We start from the raw sequence: 16,204 nt of genomic DNA on the forward strand, positions 1-16,204 counted from the left end.
AGCCCTTAGGAGGGCTATTTTAAACTATTTGCAAAAGTGCTCGAAAACTTCTACCAAATGTTCACCGATCATTTGGGCATTTCTTCCTTCAATATGGTGTCTTTCAATAAAATGTACCAATTCACCATCCTTAAACAGCGCCATGGCTGGAGAAGAAGGAGGGTAAGGAAGGCAGTGTTCTCTAACTTTGTTGACCGCTTCTGTGTCGTTTCCTGCAAAGACTGTGGCCATGGTCGTTGGACGGGCATCAGTTTTGTCCATGGCATATTTGACACCAGGTCTAGCCGCACCCGCAGCACAGCCACATACAGAGTTAACCACGATGAATGTGGTTCCTTTATGGTCTTTAAGATGATTGTCTACATCATCTGCTGTTTTGAATTCTTGAAAACCAACCTCGGTCAATTCAGCACGCATTGGTGCAACTAATTCTTCAGGATACATATATTTTCTATTTAAGTATTATACAATTACATAAATCCAAGTTCCAACTTAGCTGCTTCGGACATCATGTCCTGTGAGTAAGGAGGATCAAAAGTCAGCTCAACTTCCACATCGTTTACACCTTGTATTTGTTGAATTCTGTCTTTCACCTCAGAGGGAATAGATTCTGCGGAAGGACAGTTGGGTGAAGTCAGGGTCATCAGTACATAAACATTGTTCACCGGATAGACACTGATTTCATAGATCAAGCCTAGTTCATAAACATCGATAGGAATTTCAGGATCATAAACCAACTTGATGGCCTGAACCACTTTGTCCCTTAGATCGGGAACATTGACACCTGCTTTTTCTTTAGTTTCTTCAGCCATAAAATCTATACGTTTAATTTTGATTGATAGGCTATTGCATACAGCTTCATCTGCTTGATCATGGCAGCTAAACCATTGGATCTTTGGGAGCCGATGATATTGCCCATTCCAATTTTCTCAATGAAATAAAGCTCGGCATCAATGATTTCTTTAGGGCTTCTAAAGGAAAGCACTCGAATCAAAAGACTGATCAAGCCTTTGGTAATGTCCGTGTTAGAATCAGCCTTAAAGACGACTTTTCCGTCCTTTTCTTCAGTAGTAAGCCATACTTTTGACTGACATCCTTTGATCAAATTTTCATCCAACCTCGCCTCTTCAGGATAATCGGCTAGTTTGTTGCCCAATTCCATAATATAAAATATGGTGGATTCCCGGTCTCCTTCCAGAATGGAAAATTCGTCTATGATTTCTTCTTGAACTTGCTTTATATCAGTCATTTATTCTTTAATTTGGCTATCTTGCTGACACTCTCAATAAGCCTTTCTATTTCTTCTTTGGTGTTATAAACAGAAAATGATGCTCGAACAGTTCCCTCAATTTCAAAGCGATTCATCAATGGTTGGGTACAATGATGTCCTGTCCTTACCGCAATGCCCGAAGCATCTAGCATCATGCCCACATCAAAGGGGTGCATATACTCGATAAGAAAGGATAGCACACTGACTTTCTTGCTGGCCGTCCCAACAGGTATAAAGCCTTTTATTAGAGAAAGTTGCTCAGTTGCATAATTAAGCAGACTTTCTTCATGGTTTCTGATATTTGCTTTTCCTAATTTATTTACAAATTCTATGGCCTTTTGGAAGGCAATTACATCTGCAATATTAGGAGTGCCTGCCTCAAACTTAAAAGGGATTTCATTATAAGTGGTTTTTTCAAAGGTAACTTCTTTGATCATCTCACCACCGCCCTGATATGGAGGCATGGACTCTAAAACTTCTCTCTTGCCATATAAAACTCCAAGACCTGTAGGCCCATATATTTTATGTGCTGACATCACAAAGAAGTCACAGTTTAAGGCTTGGACATCAATATCCAAATGGGCTGAAGATTGAGCGCCATCAATTAAAACCTTTGCTCCTACAGCATGGGATTTACTAATGATTTCCTCAATAGGGTTAATGGTTCCTAAAGCATTTGAAGCATGCACTACAGAAACTAATTTGGTTTTATTGGTCAGTAGTTTATCAAACTCATCTAGAAGTAATTCCCCTTTTTCATTGATAGGAATTACCTTTAGGATGGCCCCTTTTTCTTCACAGAGCATTTGCCAAGGAACAATATTGGAATGGTGTTCTAGAGTTGAAATGATAATCTCATCACCTTCCGTGAAGAATTTCCGCCCAAATGTAGAGGCCACAAGGTTGATACCCTCAGTAGTCCCTTTGGTGAAAATGATCTCTTCTTCCTCAGCTGCATTTAAAAAGTCTTTGACAAGACTTCTTGTTCTCTCATAAGCCCTGGTTGCCCTGTCGGCTAGGGTGTGAGCGCCTCTATGAATGTTTGAATTGTCGTGGGTGTAATAATCAGACAATGCCTCCAGTACCTCTTTTGGTTTTTGGGTAGTGGCAGCATTGTCCATATAAATTAAGGGCTTTCCGTTGACTTCTTGGTCTAGTACAGGAAATTGCTCCCGGATATTTTGGATGTTCAACGTCATGAAAGGTGTTTTATAGTTTCCCTAATCTTTCCTGAACGAGTGTTATGCAATATTCTTTGAAAGCATCTATTTTAATATGATCCATGATTTCACCAGCAAAAGCATAAAGCAATAAACCCTTGGCCTGATCTTTACCAATTCCTCTGGCTTGCAGGTAGAAAAGGGCTTCCTCATCTAACTGTCCGGTAGTACAGCCATGAGAGCACTTTACATCATCCGCCCAAATCTCCAATTGTGGTTTAGTATTGATGATGGCATCATCAGAAAGCAAGATGTTGTTGTTTTGCTGGAAAGCGTTGGTCTTTTGAGCATCTTGTCTTACAAAGATTTTTCCGTTGAAAACTCCTCTCGATTTTTCAGCTAGGATACCTTTGTAAAGCTCATTGGAATCTGCATGCGGCATGGTGTGGTCCACATTGGTGTGGTTGTCCACATGGGTTTTGCCATCCAATAAATAAAGACCGTACATGTTTCCTTCGCAACCACTGTCAAGAAGGTTCAAGCTCAGGTTGTTTCTGATCATGTCACCTTTCAATGAAAGCGTTACAGAGGTGAAAGTAGCATCTCTGTGAACGTCAGATACAAAGTTGTTTGCTTCAATAGCAGTTGTGCTTTCATTCTGAATTTTATAATAATTCAGATGAGCATTTTCTCCTACTTTTACCTCGGTTACACCGTTTAGAAAGTATGCTTCGTCATTTAAGCTGATTACTTTTTCAATAAAGGTGGCTTCGGCATTTGATTCACCTTGAACATATATTCTCGGAGAAATTACTTGGCCATTATTTGCTTGGTTAAAGTTGAGGATAAGTATTGGTCTTTCTACTACTTTACCTTTGGCAATATGGATGTAAATACCATCTTGAAAAAAGGCGGTATTGAGTGCAGTAAAAGGGTCTTTGCTTACCTTCGCTATAGAACCAATTTTAGTTGTTTCTTCTTCTGATAAAGATTTAAAAGATTTAACACTGTAATTTTTCTCAGTGTAAGAAGAAAGTTCCTTATCGAAGTTTCCGTTATTGAAAACTAAGTAATCTACTTCCAGATCAGGAATTAATTCAGATTTTACAGCTTCAGCAGAGAGGTTGATCTGGGTAGCTGAAGTTAAGTTGGTCAAGCTTTCCAGCTTTTTGCTCAGCGGAGTAAACTTATACTCTTCTGCTTTTGCAGCAGGAAGTCCCTCTTTTTGCAAGAATTCAACTGCTTGTTGCTTTATTTCTGAGAAATTTTCAGAAGTAGCTTTGGCAATGATTTCCAAGAAGGAGTCCTTAATTTTATTTTTAGTAAGTGTAGTCATCAATTAAGAAATAAGATGGTTTGACAATGGGAACGGATATTAGACAGAAGCACTGTCTACATCTTCTTTGATCCAGTCATATCCTTTTTCTTCAAGCTCTAGAGCCAGCTCTTTAGAACCAGATTTTACTATTTTACCTTTGTAAAGTACGTGCACATAATCAGGTACAATATAGTCTAACAGACGTTGGTAGTGAGTTACCACAATGGTGGCATTATCAGGAGACTTCAATTGATTTACGCCGTTGGAAACGATTCTTAAGGCATCAATATCCAATCCGGAATCCGTTTCATCAAGAATGGATAGGCTTGGCTCAAGCATGGCCATTTGGAAAATCTCATTTCTCTTCTTCTCCCCGCCAGAGAAACCTTCGTTCAACGCTCTGCTCATTAGTTTTTGGTCGATTTCAACCAATTTCATTTTTTCCTTCATCAAAGAAAGAAACTTTACTGCATCCAATGCTTCTTGTCCTCTGTATTCCCTTACTTGGTTTACAGCTGTTCTCAAGAAATTGGTAGTGCTTACTCCAGGGATTTCAACTGGGTACTGGAATGCCAAAAACACACCTTCTCTGGCTCTGTCTTCTGGGCTTAAGTCCAAAAGGTCCTGTCCGTTGAACAAAACTTCTCCTTCAGTCACTTCATATTCTTCTCTACCTGCCAATACAGAAGCCAAAGTTGATTTGCCAGAACCGTTAGGTCCCATGATGGCGTGCACTTCCCCGGCTTTGATTTCAAGGTTGATTCCTTTAAGAATAGGAGTTCCTTCAATAGATGCGTGTAAATTTTTTATGGATAACATGATTTGTACTATTTCTTTTCTGTTTTCGGTAATAAAGAGCTACTGGGAACCTAAAAAGATTCCTTAGCCTAATCATCATAATCGTTGATGGAGTGAGACTATCCCACGCTGCCTTCTAAAGTAAGTGCCAATAGCTTTTGAGCTTCTACAGCAAATTCCATAGGGAGTTGGTTCAAAACTTCTTTGGCATATCCATTTACGATCAAAGCCACTGCATCTTCGGTGTCAATACCTCTTTGGTTACAATAGAAGATTTGGTCTTCGCCGATTTTAGAAGTTGTAGCTTCATGCTCAACTTTTGCAGATGGGTTTTGAATATCAATGTATGGGAAAGTGTGTGCACCACATCTATCTCCCATCAATAAGGAATCACATTGGGAGAAGTTTCGGGCGTTTTGAGCGCGCTTCATGACTTGAACCTGTCCTCTGTAAGAATTTTGTGATTTACCCGCGGAAATACCTTTTGAGACAATTCTGGACTTGGTGTTCTTACCAATATGAATCATTTTGGTACCAGTATCCGCTTGTTGGTAATTGTTGGTTACCGCTACAGAATAAAATTCTCCTATTGAGTTATCTCCCTTGAGGATACAGGAAGGGTATTTCCAAGTCACAGCCGAACCGGTCTCTACTTGGGTCCAAGAAATTTTTGAATTATCTCCTGCACAAATACCTCTTTTGGTAACAAAATTATAGATACCCCCTTTTCCGTTTTTATCTCCTGGGAACCAGTTTTGAACGGTTGAGTATTTTACTTCAGCGTTTGTGGCAGCATAGATTTCTACTACCGCAGCATGCAATTGGTTTTCATCTCTTTGTGGAGCAGTACATCCTTCCAAGTAAGAAACATATGACTCATCTTCAGCAACGATCAATGTTCTCTCAAATTGACCGGTGTTGGCCGCATTGATTCGGAAGTAGGTTGAAAGCTCCATTGGGCATCTTACTCCCTTTGGAATATAGCAGAAAGATCCGTCAGAGAAGACAGCAGAATTAAGTGCTGCATAGTAGTTGTCTGTCATAGGAACAACAGAGCCTAAATATTTCTTTACCAATTCAGGGTGCTCCTGAACGGCCTCACTAAAGGAGCAGAAAATAATTCCTAGCTTGCTCAATGTCTCTTTGAAAGTTGTTCCTACAGAAACTGAGTCCAAAACGGCATCTACAGCAATACCTTGTAATTTCTTTTGCTCATTCAAGCTGATCCCTAATCTTTCATAAATTTGAAGCAATTCAGGATCCACTTCGTCTAAGTTCTTAGGCTTGGACTTTTGCTTAGGAGCGGAATAATATTTAAGTTTTTGAAAATCTACTTTTGGGTAGTGAACATTTGCCCACTCAGGTTCAGTCATATTTTGCCAAGTACTGAAAGCCTTTAGCCTCCATTCCAAAAGCCATTGTGGCTCTTCCTTCTTGGCAGATATCCAACGGATAATTTCTTCATTCAAACCGGCTGGGGCCTCATCAGCTTCAAAATCTACAGACCAACCGTGTTCGTATTCTTTTGAGGTGAACTCCTCTAAAATTTGATTGTCTTTGCTCATAAACCGAGTTATTTAGACTAATTACATTTTGTAGCGCAAAGATATAACATTAATCTAAATTTTTATGTTCAGAAGGAATGAAAATTCTCTATGAAGAATAGAAAAAATCAATGAATTTGGCCAAAAAACAAAACTTTATTCAACCAGAAGCGAACTTTAATCGCTTCTGGTTGTCTTTAAAAAGTTCAATATAAACTTGGTATAATCAATAAAAAATTTTACTTAGATTTAATCTAAATAATTAAGTTTTTGCCTGATCTATTTAGAATCTTGTTCAAAAAGCTGTATAGGTCGATTTATACTTTCTTCAAGTACGATAAGCGTTTCTGTTCTATCAATCCCGTCTACTTTTTGAATTTTATTCAATACATCTCTTAAGTGATTAGTGTCCTTACAAATTATTTTTGCAAAGATGCTGTAATTTCCTGTTGTATAATAGGCGTTAATCACCTCGGAAATTTCTTTAAGCTTCTCTATAACGTTGTCATATAGTGAACTTTTTTCCAAGTAAATGCCCAAATAAGCGGAGATATCATAACCTAATTTTGAAAAATCAATGTTGAGCGTTGCACTTTTGACAATGCCCATATCTTCCAATTTTCGCATTCTGACATGGACAGTACCCGAGGAAACATAGACCTTCTTGGCGATTTCCGTATAGGGTGTTTTGGCATCTTCATTTAGCAATGAGATGATCTTTAAATCAACATTGTCAATATCTAAATTTTTATCCATTATTTATTTATTTGGTTATTGTTATTTGAATAAAGATGCATTTAAATTGTTGAATTGTCAAAATTTATGGTAACATTTTTTTTGATTTGCAAAATAACAAAAAATGTATTTACTTTGGGATTACATTGTGAATGGGAGTAAAAATTTTGAAGAGAATGAATATGTTTAAAATATATTTCGGTTAATTCATAAAACTCATTCATTTTCAATGGTTTTAAAAAAGAAACTTTTAATCTCTAAAGTTATATTTGGGTTTATATTCTGAAAAGGGTCTTGCTACTGGCAAGACTTTTTTGTTTTTAGGGCTCATGTTTTTCCGATTTTTTTAAAAAGAAAAGGGCAACAAAAGGTTGTTTTGAAAAGAAAACCACAACAAGGAATTTTTTGGTGGCAATAAAATGCAACTTAAAGTTAATTACTACCATTGATCCAAGAAATGCTAATTTCTAATAGAGATATAATTAATTTTCCTACTTCAATCAATTTTGATTAATGCCCTAAATATATGATTAGATTAAAAGCTATACTGTTTTTGCTATTGCTTAGTTTTTCTGGCTTTGCTCAGCAAAAAAGATCACTGACACATGATGATTATGATGGGTGGGAATCCATATCTTCTACCATTATCACTCCGGATGGCCATTGGGTTGGTTATGGGATTGGCCCTCAGGAGGGAGATGCCAAAGCAATATTTGTTAATCATGACAATGCTTCTTTAAGGTATCAAGTACCTAGAGCGGGTAATATAACTTTTTCAAATGATGGTAAATGGGCTGTTGGTAAAATCGAAGCACAGCAGGATTCCATTAGGAAGTTGAAGCTTGCAGGGAAGAAATCAAAGGATTTCCCTAAAGACAGTCTTTTTATTTTGTCATTGGCTGATGGCAACATCGAAAAACTACCTCGAATAAAATCTTTCCAGACCCCAGAAAAAGAAGGAAACTGGTTAGCAGTCCATTTTGAAAAAGAAGATAAGAAGAAAAAGCCTGATGATAAGTCAGAAAATGACAGTACAGCCAAGTCAGCAACCGACAAAAAAGAGGCTAAGAAAAAAGAACCCAAAACTGATGGTACTCAACTCTTGGTAAGGAGCTTTGATGGGGAAATAACCCATGTAATAGAAAGAGTAGAAAAGTATGGCTTCTCTGAAATGGGTGAATACCTCTATTTTGTACTGGCAACGCAAGACACTTTGGACAATGCTGCTGTTGGTTTGTTAAGTTTAAAAGATGGTAAGCAAACTATATTAGATTCAGGAATGACAAAATACACAGATGTAGCTTTTTCTAAGGAGCTTAAGCATTTTGCTTATGTGGCCAGTGGAGATTCATTGAAGTCCAAAAAGCCTTATTACCAATTATATTTAAATATTATTGGTAAAGATGGGGTGACTAAAATAGTTGATCAGTCGACTGAAGGTATTTTGGAAAATGGGGTTGTTTCAAAAAGTGGCAACCTTAGATTTTCAGAAGATGGAGAAAGATTGTTTTTTGGCGTTGCAGAAGACTACAAGACATATGCTTATGAAGAGGATTCTACCATTTTGGACGAGGAAAGGGTTTCTTTGGATATTTGGGGTTGGCAAGACAATGATCTTCAGCCAATGCAATTGAAAAATAAGAGTAGAGAAGCCAACAAAACCTTTCTGGCAGTATATCATCTTAAATCTGGAAAACTGGTTCAGTTAGGAGATGAGAAGATGGACAATATTAACCTTGACAAAGAAGCCAGGTACAAAGTCGCTGTAGCCACTGATGACAATCCTTACCGAATTAATTTTAGTTGGGATACTCAGATAGGTAGGGATGTTTACCTCATCGATCTTGAAAACGGTGACAGAAAACTTGTGGCGAAAGATGTAGCAGGCTATCCAAGTCTTTCTCCTGCTGGGAAATACATCAATTGGTATAGTTACACAGACAGTACCTATGTTGCTTATGATATTACGTCGGGTAAGTTGATCGATCTAACAGGGAGTATTTCTGATGATTTTTACGATCAGTTGCATGACACACCGAGTATGCCAAGAGGATATGGAAGTGCAGGATGGACGAAAGATGACAAAGGATTCATAGTTTATAGCCAATATGATGTTTGGAAGGTTGATCCTAGTGGTAAGAAAGAGCCTGTGAACATCACAAAAGGGTTGGGCAAAAAAGAGAACATTAGTTTCAGACGTGAAGTATTGGACAGGGAAGAGGAATATATTGATCCAAAGTCTCCGTTAATTTTGAGTGCGTTTAATGATCATAATAAGAAAAGTGGATATTATATCGGAGATATTGAAGGAAAGGAAAACCCTAAAGAGTTAGTCTTTACAGATCATCGATACTATGGCTTAGAGAAAGCTAAGGATGCTGATAAGGTGATAGTAAGAAAATCTACTTTCCAGGAATATCCTGATGTGTATGCTACGGACATGACATTGACGAACCTTGTTCAACTTTCCCATGCCAATGCCCAACAGGAAAATATTAAATGGGGAACTGTGGAACTGACCGAATACATGACATTGAAAGGTGATTCCCTTCAAGGCTTGATATATAAGCCAGAAGATTTTGATCCTAATCAAAAGTATCCAATGATGGTTTATTTCTACGAACGCAGATCTGATAGTTATCATAATTATATCACTCCAGCACCAAGTGCTTCTACCATCAATATTGCTTATTTTGTGAGTAATGGCTATATAGTGTTTGTTCCAGATATTAAATATGATATTGGTCATCCGGGTAAAAGTGCCTACGATTGTATCATTCCGGGAGTTCAGTCTGTAGTGGCTCAGGGATATGTGGATGAAAATAATATGGCCATTCAGGGCCAAAGTTGGGGAGGTTATCAGGTAGCCTATTTGGTTACACAAACTGATATGTTCAAAGCGGCAGGAGCAGGTGCTCCGGTAGCCAACATGACTTCTGCTTATGGAGGGATCCGATGGGGATCTGGAATGAGTCGTATGTTCCAGTATGAACACACGCAGTCTAGAATAGGAGGGACATTATGGGAGAAACCTATGGAGTATATAGAAAATTCTCCGTTATTTTTTGCAGATCAGGTAAATACACCTGTATTGATCATGCATAATGATGAAGATGGAGCCGTTCCATGGTATCAAGGTATTGAATTCTTTATGTCATTGAAACGTAATAGAACTCCGGCATGGCTATTAGTGTACAATGGGGAAGACCATAACTTACGTCATAGAAAAAACAGGAAGGATCTATCCATCAGGCTTTCTCAGTTTTTTGACCACTACTTAAAAAATGAGCCTGCTCCACTTTGGATGACTGAAGGAATTCCAGCAGTGGAAAAAGGGAAGACTCTAAAATACGACCTCTCAGAAGAATAAAAAAAAATGGCTGCCTTTTCTGGCAGCCATTTTTTTTAAAGAATTAACTTTTTAAACTTTTTCTTTATCCGCTAGTATGTTCATTTCTCTGACTACTGCATCTTCTAGTCCATCTACTGTTGTAAGGTCCATATCCCAAAGTGCTTTATAACTTAAGGCTCCGCGGGCTACTTCCTCCAGATCATCATTTTCCCAAATGCTTTTGAAATAATTCTCGATGTCTTTGCTGTCATTTACTGGAGTTGGTTCTCCGTTAAAGTTTCCTTTGTAAAACAGCAATAAGGCAGCTAGGGAGTGAACCAAGTTTTGCGGTAGTTCTCCTTTTAGCTCCACGAATTCAAGAAGGGAAGGCAGCACTCTGACTTTGAATTTAGAGATGGAATTCAAAGCTATTGAACTCAATAAATGTTTAACGAAGGGGTTTTTGAACCGATCCATCACATCGTTAGCAAATTGTTCCAATTCATCCTGAGGAAGGTCTAAGGTAGGAATGATTTCTTTTTGAATGGTTTCATCCAGAAATTTACCAACAACTGGGTCTTCAACAGACTCTCTTACAGTTCTTAGCCCATTCAAGTAAGCCACAGGAACAAGGGATGTATGTGCTCCATTAAGAATCCTTACTTTTCTGGTTCTATAAGGGGATTGGTCTTTTACGAATTTCACATCAAGCCCAGCTTGCTCAGCAGGAAACTCTTTCTTGACACTATCAGGTCCCTCTATCACCCAAAGGTGAAAAGGTTCCGCTTTTACAATCAAATTATCCTCGTAACCAATTGCTTCCTGAATTTCTTTGATGGTTTCTTTTGGAAATCCTGGTACAATTCTGTCTACCAGAGTATTGGAAAACGTATTGGCTTTTTGAATCCAACTGATAAATCCTTTGGGCAATTGCCAAAGTGAAGCATATTGGACAATTATTTCTTTTAACTTATCACCATTTTTATCAATCAATTCACAGGGTATAATGTGCAAGCCTTTGCTTTCATCACCATTGAAGGTGGAGAACCTTCTATAAAGTAGGGCTGTTAATTTACCAGGAAATGAATCTGATATTTTATCCTTTTGATCATCAGATGGATTGTACGATATACCAGCTTCAGTTGTATTGGAAATGATAAATCTTAAATCTGGATTGTCCGCTAATTTTAAGTAGGATTCATAATCTTCATAAGGGTTGATGACACCTCTAACACAGGTTATCATTCTGGTTTCTTCCTTAGCGATCCCTTTTTGGATGCCACTGAGCTGAACATGATAGAGCCCGTCTTGTTGGTTGATCAAATCTCCCATTCCATTTGCAATAGGTTGAATAACCTGTACGTCCCCATTGAATTCAGTCTTCTCATTCATGATATCGATGATCCAATCTACAAAGCCCCTTAAAAAATTACCTTCTCCGAATTGAAGGACTTTAATGGGTCTTTCCGGAGACTTGGCGATATTTTGTCTGTTAAGTGTTTTCATGGTTTATGTGAGTTTCTATTGTTCAAATTGAAAGTAATTTTTGGCATTATAGTAACAAATATCACTGACTATTTTTCCTAACCACTTTTCGTCTGCTGGAATTTCACCATTCGTTACATCATTTCCAAGGAGGTTACACAATGTACGACGGAAATACTCATGACGTGGGAAGGATAGAAAACTTCTTGAGTCAGTCAACATCCCTACGAAACAGCTTAATAGTCCCATATTGGATAAGGCATTCATTTGTTTTTCCATACCATCTTTTTGATCTAGGAACCACCATCCAGATCCAAACTGTATCTTTCCTTTGATGGAGCCATCATTGAAATTCCCAATCATGGTGGCCATGACTTCATTGTCAGCAGGGTTTAAATTGTATAGTATGGTTTTCGCCAATTGGTCATCGCTGTCCAATAGGTTTAAGAAACTGGCAATGGCTTCTGCCTGGGAGAAATCTCCAATACTGTCAAATCCCGTGTCAGGACCTAAAATCCGTAACATTCTTTCATTAGTGTTCCTTAAGGCACCTAAGTGAAATTGTTGAGTCCATCCTTTGGCATGATACATCCGACTTAAATGTAGAAGTGTCTCAAATTTGAAATAATTAATTTCATCTTGCTCTAAGGCTTCATGAGACTGCAGTTTTTTGAAAAGCTTTTGGATATCATATTTACCTAGGTTATAATAATACAATTTCTCCAAGCCGTGGTCGGAAAGTCGGCCTCCGTGATGGTGGAAAAAGGCAATTCTGTTTTCCAAAGCAAGCAATAGGTCATCATAGTTCTGTATTTCAATACCACTGACCTCTTGTAGTTTTTGTATGTACTCAAGGTAATCTTTCGGATTTTCGACTGCATAAGATTTGTCAGGTCGAAATGCGGGAAAAAGGTGTGTATTTACACCTGCTTTTTTTGCTTTTATATGATAGTCAAGACTATCAATAGGATCATCTGTAGAACAAACCGTTTCTACATTCATTCTCTCCAGGAGCCCTTGTACACTGTAGTGAGGAGTTTGAAGTAGGGAAGAGGCTTTTTCATAAATGCGGTCGGCAGTATCTGAAGTTAAAAGTACATCAATATCAAAGTATCTTTTAAGTTCAAGATGTGTCCAATGATAAAGAGGGTTTCTTAGTGTATAAGGAACAGTTTCAGCCCATTTATGAAATTTTTCTTTATCGGTAGAATCTTTACCTGTAATGTATTTTTCATCTACCCCAAGAGTTCTCATAGCCCTCCATTTATAATGGTCACCAGCTAGCCAAACCTCTGATAAATTGTTAAACTGTCTATTTTCAGCGATGTCTTTTGGGGATAAGTGACAATGATAATCAATGATGGGTAAGTTTTTTGCATAGTCATGGTAAAGGATCTGCGCAAATTTGCTTTGTAGCAAAAAATCCTCGTTAAGGAAGGTTTTATTCTGTTTGCGCAATCGATTGCTCACTTGGTCCAGCATTTTATTCTTTTTTTGATGTAAATAATGTTCTTAAATAGGCTGTGTTATTTTTCGGGTAGAAGAGCCTCTGATGATCAGTTCGGGTTTGAGCACCGTTTTTTGGGGGATAAATTTTTTGGGATCTGCTTTAAGCAGTTCAAAGAACAACTCGGCAGCGACATTGCCCATTGGTATGCTGACTTGATCAACCGATGTCAATGATGGAGTGGTAAACGAAGTAAAGGGTTCATTACCAAACCCAGCAATACCTACCTCTTCGGGGACGCTTATTCCTTTGTCTTTAAGAACCTGAAGGGCTCCCATGGCCGCATAGTCACTGGAAGAAAAAATGGCATCAAAATCTATTCCATCCTCTAGCATTTTCAGTGCACTCTGCTGCCCATCTTCCAGCTGCATATTGCTTTCAATAATTAAGTCCTGATCGAATTTGATACCATTATCTTTTAGCGCGTCAGTATATCCTCTGAGCCTTTCACTGTAGATGTTGATTTTCCGGGGGTTTGTAAAATGGGCTATTTTGGAATATCCATTTTCTATCAAGTGCTCTACAGATTTGTAGGCACCTATGTAATCATCAATCACGACTTGGTTGACTTCTAACTCTTCAGTAATTCTGTCAAACAAAACAAGAGGAATACCTTTCTCTAAGACTCTTTCCAAATGCTCAAAGTCATCTGTATTCTTTCCTATTGACATGATGATTCCATCTACACGTGCGCTCAATAGGGCATCAACGGTTTGTTTTTCTTTCTCAAAATTTTCGTATGATTGAGAGATGATTACTTTATAATTAAGTTGGTTGGCTATTTCTTCTATACCTCTGACTACGGATGAAAAGAAATTTCTGTTGGCCGTTGGGACAACGATCCCAATCAATTTACTTTTTCCATTCCTTAGGGCAGCCGCAATGTTATTAGGTTGGTAATTTACTTCTTTGGCAGCCTTTTGAACCAGTTTTTTGGTAGCATCACTTATTCTTGGGTGGTTGTTTAAAGCTCTGGAGACAGTGCTCGCAGTTATTCCAAGCTTTGAAGCTATGTCATGGATGGTCGCTTTTTTTCTTTTGTTCATCGCTTTAGTCAGGTTGCCAAAAACACAAATGTACTATTTAACTTCATAAGTTACAGATTTACTCAATCAAGTGACTGAGATGATGTTTTTGGCTTTAGGTTATTATAGGGCAGTGTAATTACGTTACACTAATACTAATTTAATGATGTAATCGTTTGCGCAATATAGCGTATTTATCATTCCTATGTCAAGAAAAATATTCAATATTTTTTTATTGCTATCTACTTATTTTAAAGTATAAACATCTTAATGAGAACAAAATCCGGATTATTAATGATTGTTTTATTGATTTAATAAGATAAAATTTTAAAGTGTCAAAAAAAATAATTATATATGCAATCGATTGCTCAATGTGATCGACGTAATTGAACATTGATCCTTCCGTTTCGTGAGTTATATTCATGATCAGAGGGATTTTCAAAATATTGTATGTAATTAGTTTAGGGTTAATGATGTGAAATGTCTCCTTCGGTTGAGGGAGACCTTTCAGTTTAATTGATTTTATGGCCTAAACTTGTTTATATAAATGATTAATAAATTAAACCCCAAATAACATGTTTACATTCAGCAAATTAATATTGGTCTTGGAGGAAGTTTTCAGACAAATTCAATTAAGTTTAATTTTTTCAAAAGTTGTTTTAGCTCCAATACCAACTCAAACTGAACAAGGTATACCGCCATGGAATAATCCTTATTTGTAAGTATAAAAATTCCCTCTTTGGTTAGCAAACTGAATAACAATAACAACCCCTTACCTATGTATTTACTCCAAATAGCTAATATTTCAAAAAAAATATTTCCTGCATTATTGTTGATAGTGGCATTGACTTCTTGTCAGTCAAAATCTACCAATGAAAGTAGTAATGAAACTGAAAACGCAGAGGAAAATGCTACCAAGAAAGAGTATTCAACGTGGATGGCCGATTCAGAAATCAAAAGAAACCCGGAAGGCTGGACGTTGGATTTCAATGAAAAGCCAAAATGGGAATATACCCATGGTCTGATCATGACTGCGATGGAGCAGGTCTATGACAAAACCGGAGAAGAACGGTATTTGGATTATATATTGCACTTTGCTGATTTTATGATCAATGATCAAGGAGAAATAAAGACCTATAAAAAGTCTGATTTCAATATAGACAGGGTAAACGGAGGGAAGTTTTTGATCGGTCTTTATGAAGAAACTGGAAAAGATAAGTATAAACTGGCTGTTGAAGAACTAAGAGATCAAATGAGAAATCATCCGAGGACTTCTGAAGGAGGTTTTTGGCACAAAAAGGTCTATCCTCATCAAATGTGGTTGGACGGATTGTATATGGGCTCACCGTTTTTGGCTAGGTATGCAGCAGAATTTGATGAACCAGCGCTTTTTGATGATGTTGCCAATCAAATTTATCTAATGGATAAATATGGCTATAGCGAAGAGACAGGCCTTTACCACCACGCATGGGATGAGAGTAAAGAGCAAAAATGGGCAGATCCGGATACAGGTCTTTCCAAAAACTATTGGGGCAGAAGTATAGGATGGTTTAGCATGGCGGTGGTAGATGTTTTAGACTATTTACCTAACGATCATCCTAAACGAGATATGGTAATTGATGTGGCTAAGAAAATTGCTGCCGGAATTGTACGATATCAGGATGAAACAGGTGTTTGGTATCAGGTGGTAGACCAAGGTGACCGTGAAGGGAATTACCTAGAATCTTCCTGCTCAAGTATGTTTACCTATTTTTTGCTTAAAGCTACCTCCAAAGGCTATATTGATAGAAAATACGAGGAGGCTGGATTAAAAGCTTATCATGGTATGATTAAAGAGTTTATTCGAGAAGATCAAGATGGAGGAATCAGTATCACCAATGTATGTGGAGTGGCTGGTTTAGGAGGAAACCCATACCGAGATGGCTCATATGAATATTACATTAATGAACCGATTAGAGTAAATGATCCAAAAGGAGTAGGCCCATTCATTCTGGCTTCTTTGCAATATGAACTCATCAAATAACCCAACTA

General features: G+C 37.7%; 13 protein-coding genes. 2 read left to right on the forward strand and 11 right to left on the reverse strand.

The features are described from left to right. Positions 1–24: 24 nt before the first annotated feature. From IFO69_RS17595 to IFO69_RS17630, 8 genes are all read right to left on the reverse strand, one after another. Complete coding sequence (locus tag IFO69_RS17595; RefSeq protein WP_192011443.1) at positions 25–444, reverse strand: BrxA/BrxB family bacilliredoxin; 420 nt, start codon at positions 442–444, stop codon at positions 25–27. Positions 445–470: 26 nt separating this feature from the next. Beyond that, positions 471–812, reverse strand: a complete 342-nt coding sequence (locus tag IFO69_RS17600; RefSeq protein WP_192011444.1) for a DUF59 domain-containing protein — start codon at positions 810–812, stop codon at positions 471–473. A 5-nt stretch (positions 813–817) separates the two neighbouring features. Further along, the gene (locus IFO69_RS17605) at positions 818–1,249 is read right to left on the reverse strand and encodes a SufE family protein (RefSeq protein ID WP_192011445.1); all 432 of its coding nucleotides are present in this window, start codon (positions 1,247–1,249) and stop codon (positions 818–820) included. Next, positions 1,246–2,469 carry a cysteine desulfurase gene (locus IFO69_RS17610; RefSeq protein WP_192011446.1) on the reverse strand — a complete coding sequence of 408 codons (1,224 nt, stop codon included), beginning with the start codon at positions 2,467–2,469 and terminating at the stop codon, positions 1,246–1,248. Before IFO69_RS17610 ends, IFO69_RS17605 begins: the two co-directional genes overlap by 4 nt. A gap of 10 nt (positions 2,470–2,479) precedes the next feature. Next, positions 2,480–3,766, reverse strand: a complete 1,287-nt coding sequence (sufD, locus tag IFO69_RS17615; RefSeq protein ID WP_192011447.1) for a Fe-S cluster assembly protein SufD — start codon at positions 3,764–3,766, stop codon at positions 2,480–2,482. A gap of 39 nt (positions 3,767–3,805) precedes the next feature. Continuing rightward, a complete protein-coding gene (sufC, locus tag IFO69_RS17620; RefSeq protein WP_192011448.1) occupies positions 3,806–4,567 on the reverse strand; it encodes a Fe-S cluster assembly ATPase SufC in 762 nt (253 codons plus the stop codon). Between the two features lie 98 nt (positions 4,568–4,665). Further along, a complete protein-coding gene (gene sufB / locus IFO69_RS17625; protein ID WP_192011449.1) occupies positions 4,666–6,111 on the reverse strand; it encodes a Fe-S cluster assembly protein SufB in 1,446 nt (481 codons plus the stop codon). Between the two features lie 258 nt (positions 6,112–6,369). Next, positions 6,370–6,846: an Lrp/AsnC ligand binding domain-containing protein gene (locus IFO69_RS17630; protein ID WP_192011450.1), complete on the reverse strand. Its 477-nt coding sequence runs from the start codon at positions 6,844–6,846 to the stop codon at positions 6,370–6,372. A 505-nt stretch (positions 6,847–7,351) separates the two neighbouring features. Here IFO69_RS17630 and IFO69_RS17635 point away from each other — a divergent pair. Further along, complete coding sequence (locus IFO69_RS17635; protein ID WP_192011451.1) at positions 7,352–10,195, forward strand: S9 family peptidase; 2,844 nt, start codon at positions 7,352–7,354, stop codon at positions 10,193–10,195. A 51-nt stretch (positions 10,196–10,246) separates the two neighbouring features. Here IFO69_RS17635 and IFO69_RS17640 read toward each other — a convergent pair whose 3' ends face one another. From IFO69_RS17640 to IFO69_RS17650, 3 genes are read right to left on the reverse strand one after another with little or no spacing between them, the layout of a single operon-like run. Then, positions 10,247–11,662, reverse strand: a complete 1,416-nt coding sequence (locus IFO69_RS17640; RefSeq protein WP_192011452.1) for a tagaturonate reductase — start codon at positions 11,660–11,662, stop codon at positions 10,247–10,249. A gap of 15 nt (positions 11,663–11,677) precedes the next feature. Then, positions 11,678–13,123: a glucuronate isomerase gene (uxaC, locus tag IFO69_RS17645; protein WP_192011453.1), complete on the reverse strand. Its 1,446-nt coding sequence runs from the start codon at positions 13,121–13,123 to the stop codon at positions 11,678–11,680. 30 nt (positions 13,124–13,153) lie between these two features. Beyond that, positions 13,154–14,194 carry a LacI family DNA-binding transcriptional regulator gene (locus IFO69_RS17650; RefSeq protein ID WP_192011454.1) on the reverse strand — a complete coding sequence of 347 codons (1,041 nt, stop codon included), beginning with the start codon at positions 14,192–14,194 and terminating at the stop codon, positions 13,154–13,156. Positions 14,195–14,951: 757 nt separating this feature from the next. On the opposite strand from IFO69_RS17650, the gene IFO69_RS17655 reads away from it, so the two are divergent. Continuing rightward, a complete protein-coding gene (locus tag IFO69_RS17655) occupies positions 14,952–16,196 on the forward strand; it encodes a glycoside hydrolase family 88/105 protein (RefSeq protein WP_192011455.1) in 1,245 nt (414 codons plus the stop codon). Positions 16,197–16,204: the final 8 nt, after the last annotated feature.

This window comes from Echinicola arenosa, from assembly GCF_014841125.1.
Taxonomy (GTDB): Bacteria; Bacteroidota; Bacteroidia; order Cytophagales; family Cyclobacteriaceae; genus Echinicola; species Echinicola arenosa.

What these genes read in the sequence shown, in the direction of transcription:
- IFO69_RS17595 (WP_192011443.1), bottom strand. Translation starts at nt 444, where the DNA reads ATGTATCCTGAAGAATTAGTTGCACCAATGCGTGCTGAATTGACCGAG.
- IFO69_RS17600 (WP_192011444.1), bottom strand. Translation starts at nt 812, where the DNA reads ATGGCTGAAGAAACTAAAGAAAAAGCAGGTGTCAATGTTCCCGATCTA.
- IFO69_RS17605 (WP_192011445.1), bottom strand. Translation starts at nt 1,249, where the DNA reads ATGACTGATATAAAGCAAGTTCAAGAAGAAATCATAGACGAATTTTCC.
- IFO69_RS17610 (WP_192011446.1), bottom strand. Translation starts at nt 2,469, where the DNA reads ATGACGTTGAACATCCAAAATATCCGGGAGCAATTTCCTGTACTAGAC.
- sufD (WP_192011447.1), bottom strand. Translation starts at nt 3,766, where the DNA reads ATGACTACACTTACTAAAAATAAAATTAAGGACTCCTTCTTGGAAATC.
- sufC (WP_192011448.1), bottom strand. Translation starts at nt 4,567, where the DNA reads ATGTTATCCATAAAAAATTTACACGCATCTATTGAAGGAACTCCTATT.
- sufB (WP_192011449.1), bottom strand. Translation starts at nt 6,111, where the DNA reads ATGAGCAAAGACAATCAAATTTTAGAGGAGTTCACCTCAAAAGAATAC.
- IFO69_RS17630 (WP_192011450.1), bottom strand. Translation starts at nt 6,846, where the DNA reads ATGGATAAAAATTTAGATATTGACAATGTTGATTTAAAGATCATCTCA.
- IFO69_RS17635 (WP_192011451.1), top strand. Translation starts at nt 7,352, where the DNA reads ATGATTAGATTAAAAGCTATACTGTTTTTGCTATTGCTTAGTTTTTCT.
- IFO69_RS17640 (WP_192011452.1), bottom strand. Translation starts at nt 11,662, where the DNA reads ATGAAAACACTTAACAGACAAAATATCGCCAAGTCTCCGGAAAGACCC.
- uxaC (WP_192011453.1), bottom strand. Translation starts at nt 13,123, where the DNA reads ATGCTGGACCAAGTGAGCAATCGATTGCGCAAACAGAATAAAACCTTC.
- IFO69_RS17650 (WP_192011454.1), bottom strand. Translation starts at nt 14,194, where the DNA reads ATGAACAAAAGAAAAAAAGCGACCATCCATGACATAGCTTCAAAGCTT.
- IFO69_RS17655 (WP_192011455.1), top strand. Translation starts at nt 14,952, where the DNA reads ATGTATTTACTCCAAATAGCTAATATTTCAAAAAAAATATTTCCTGCA.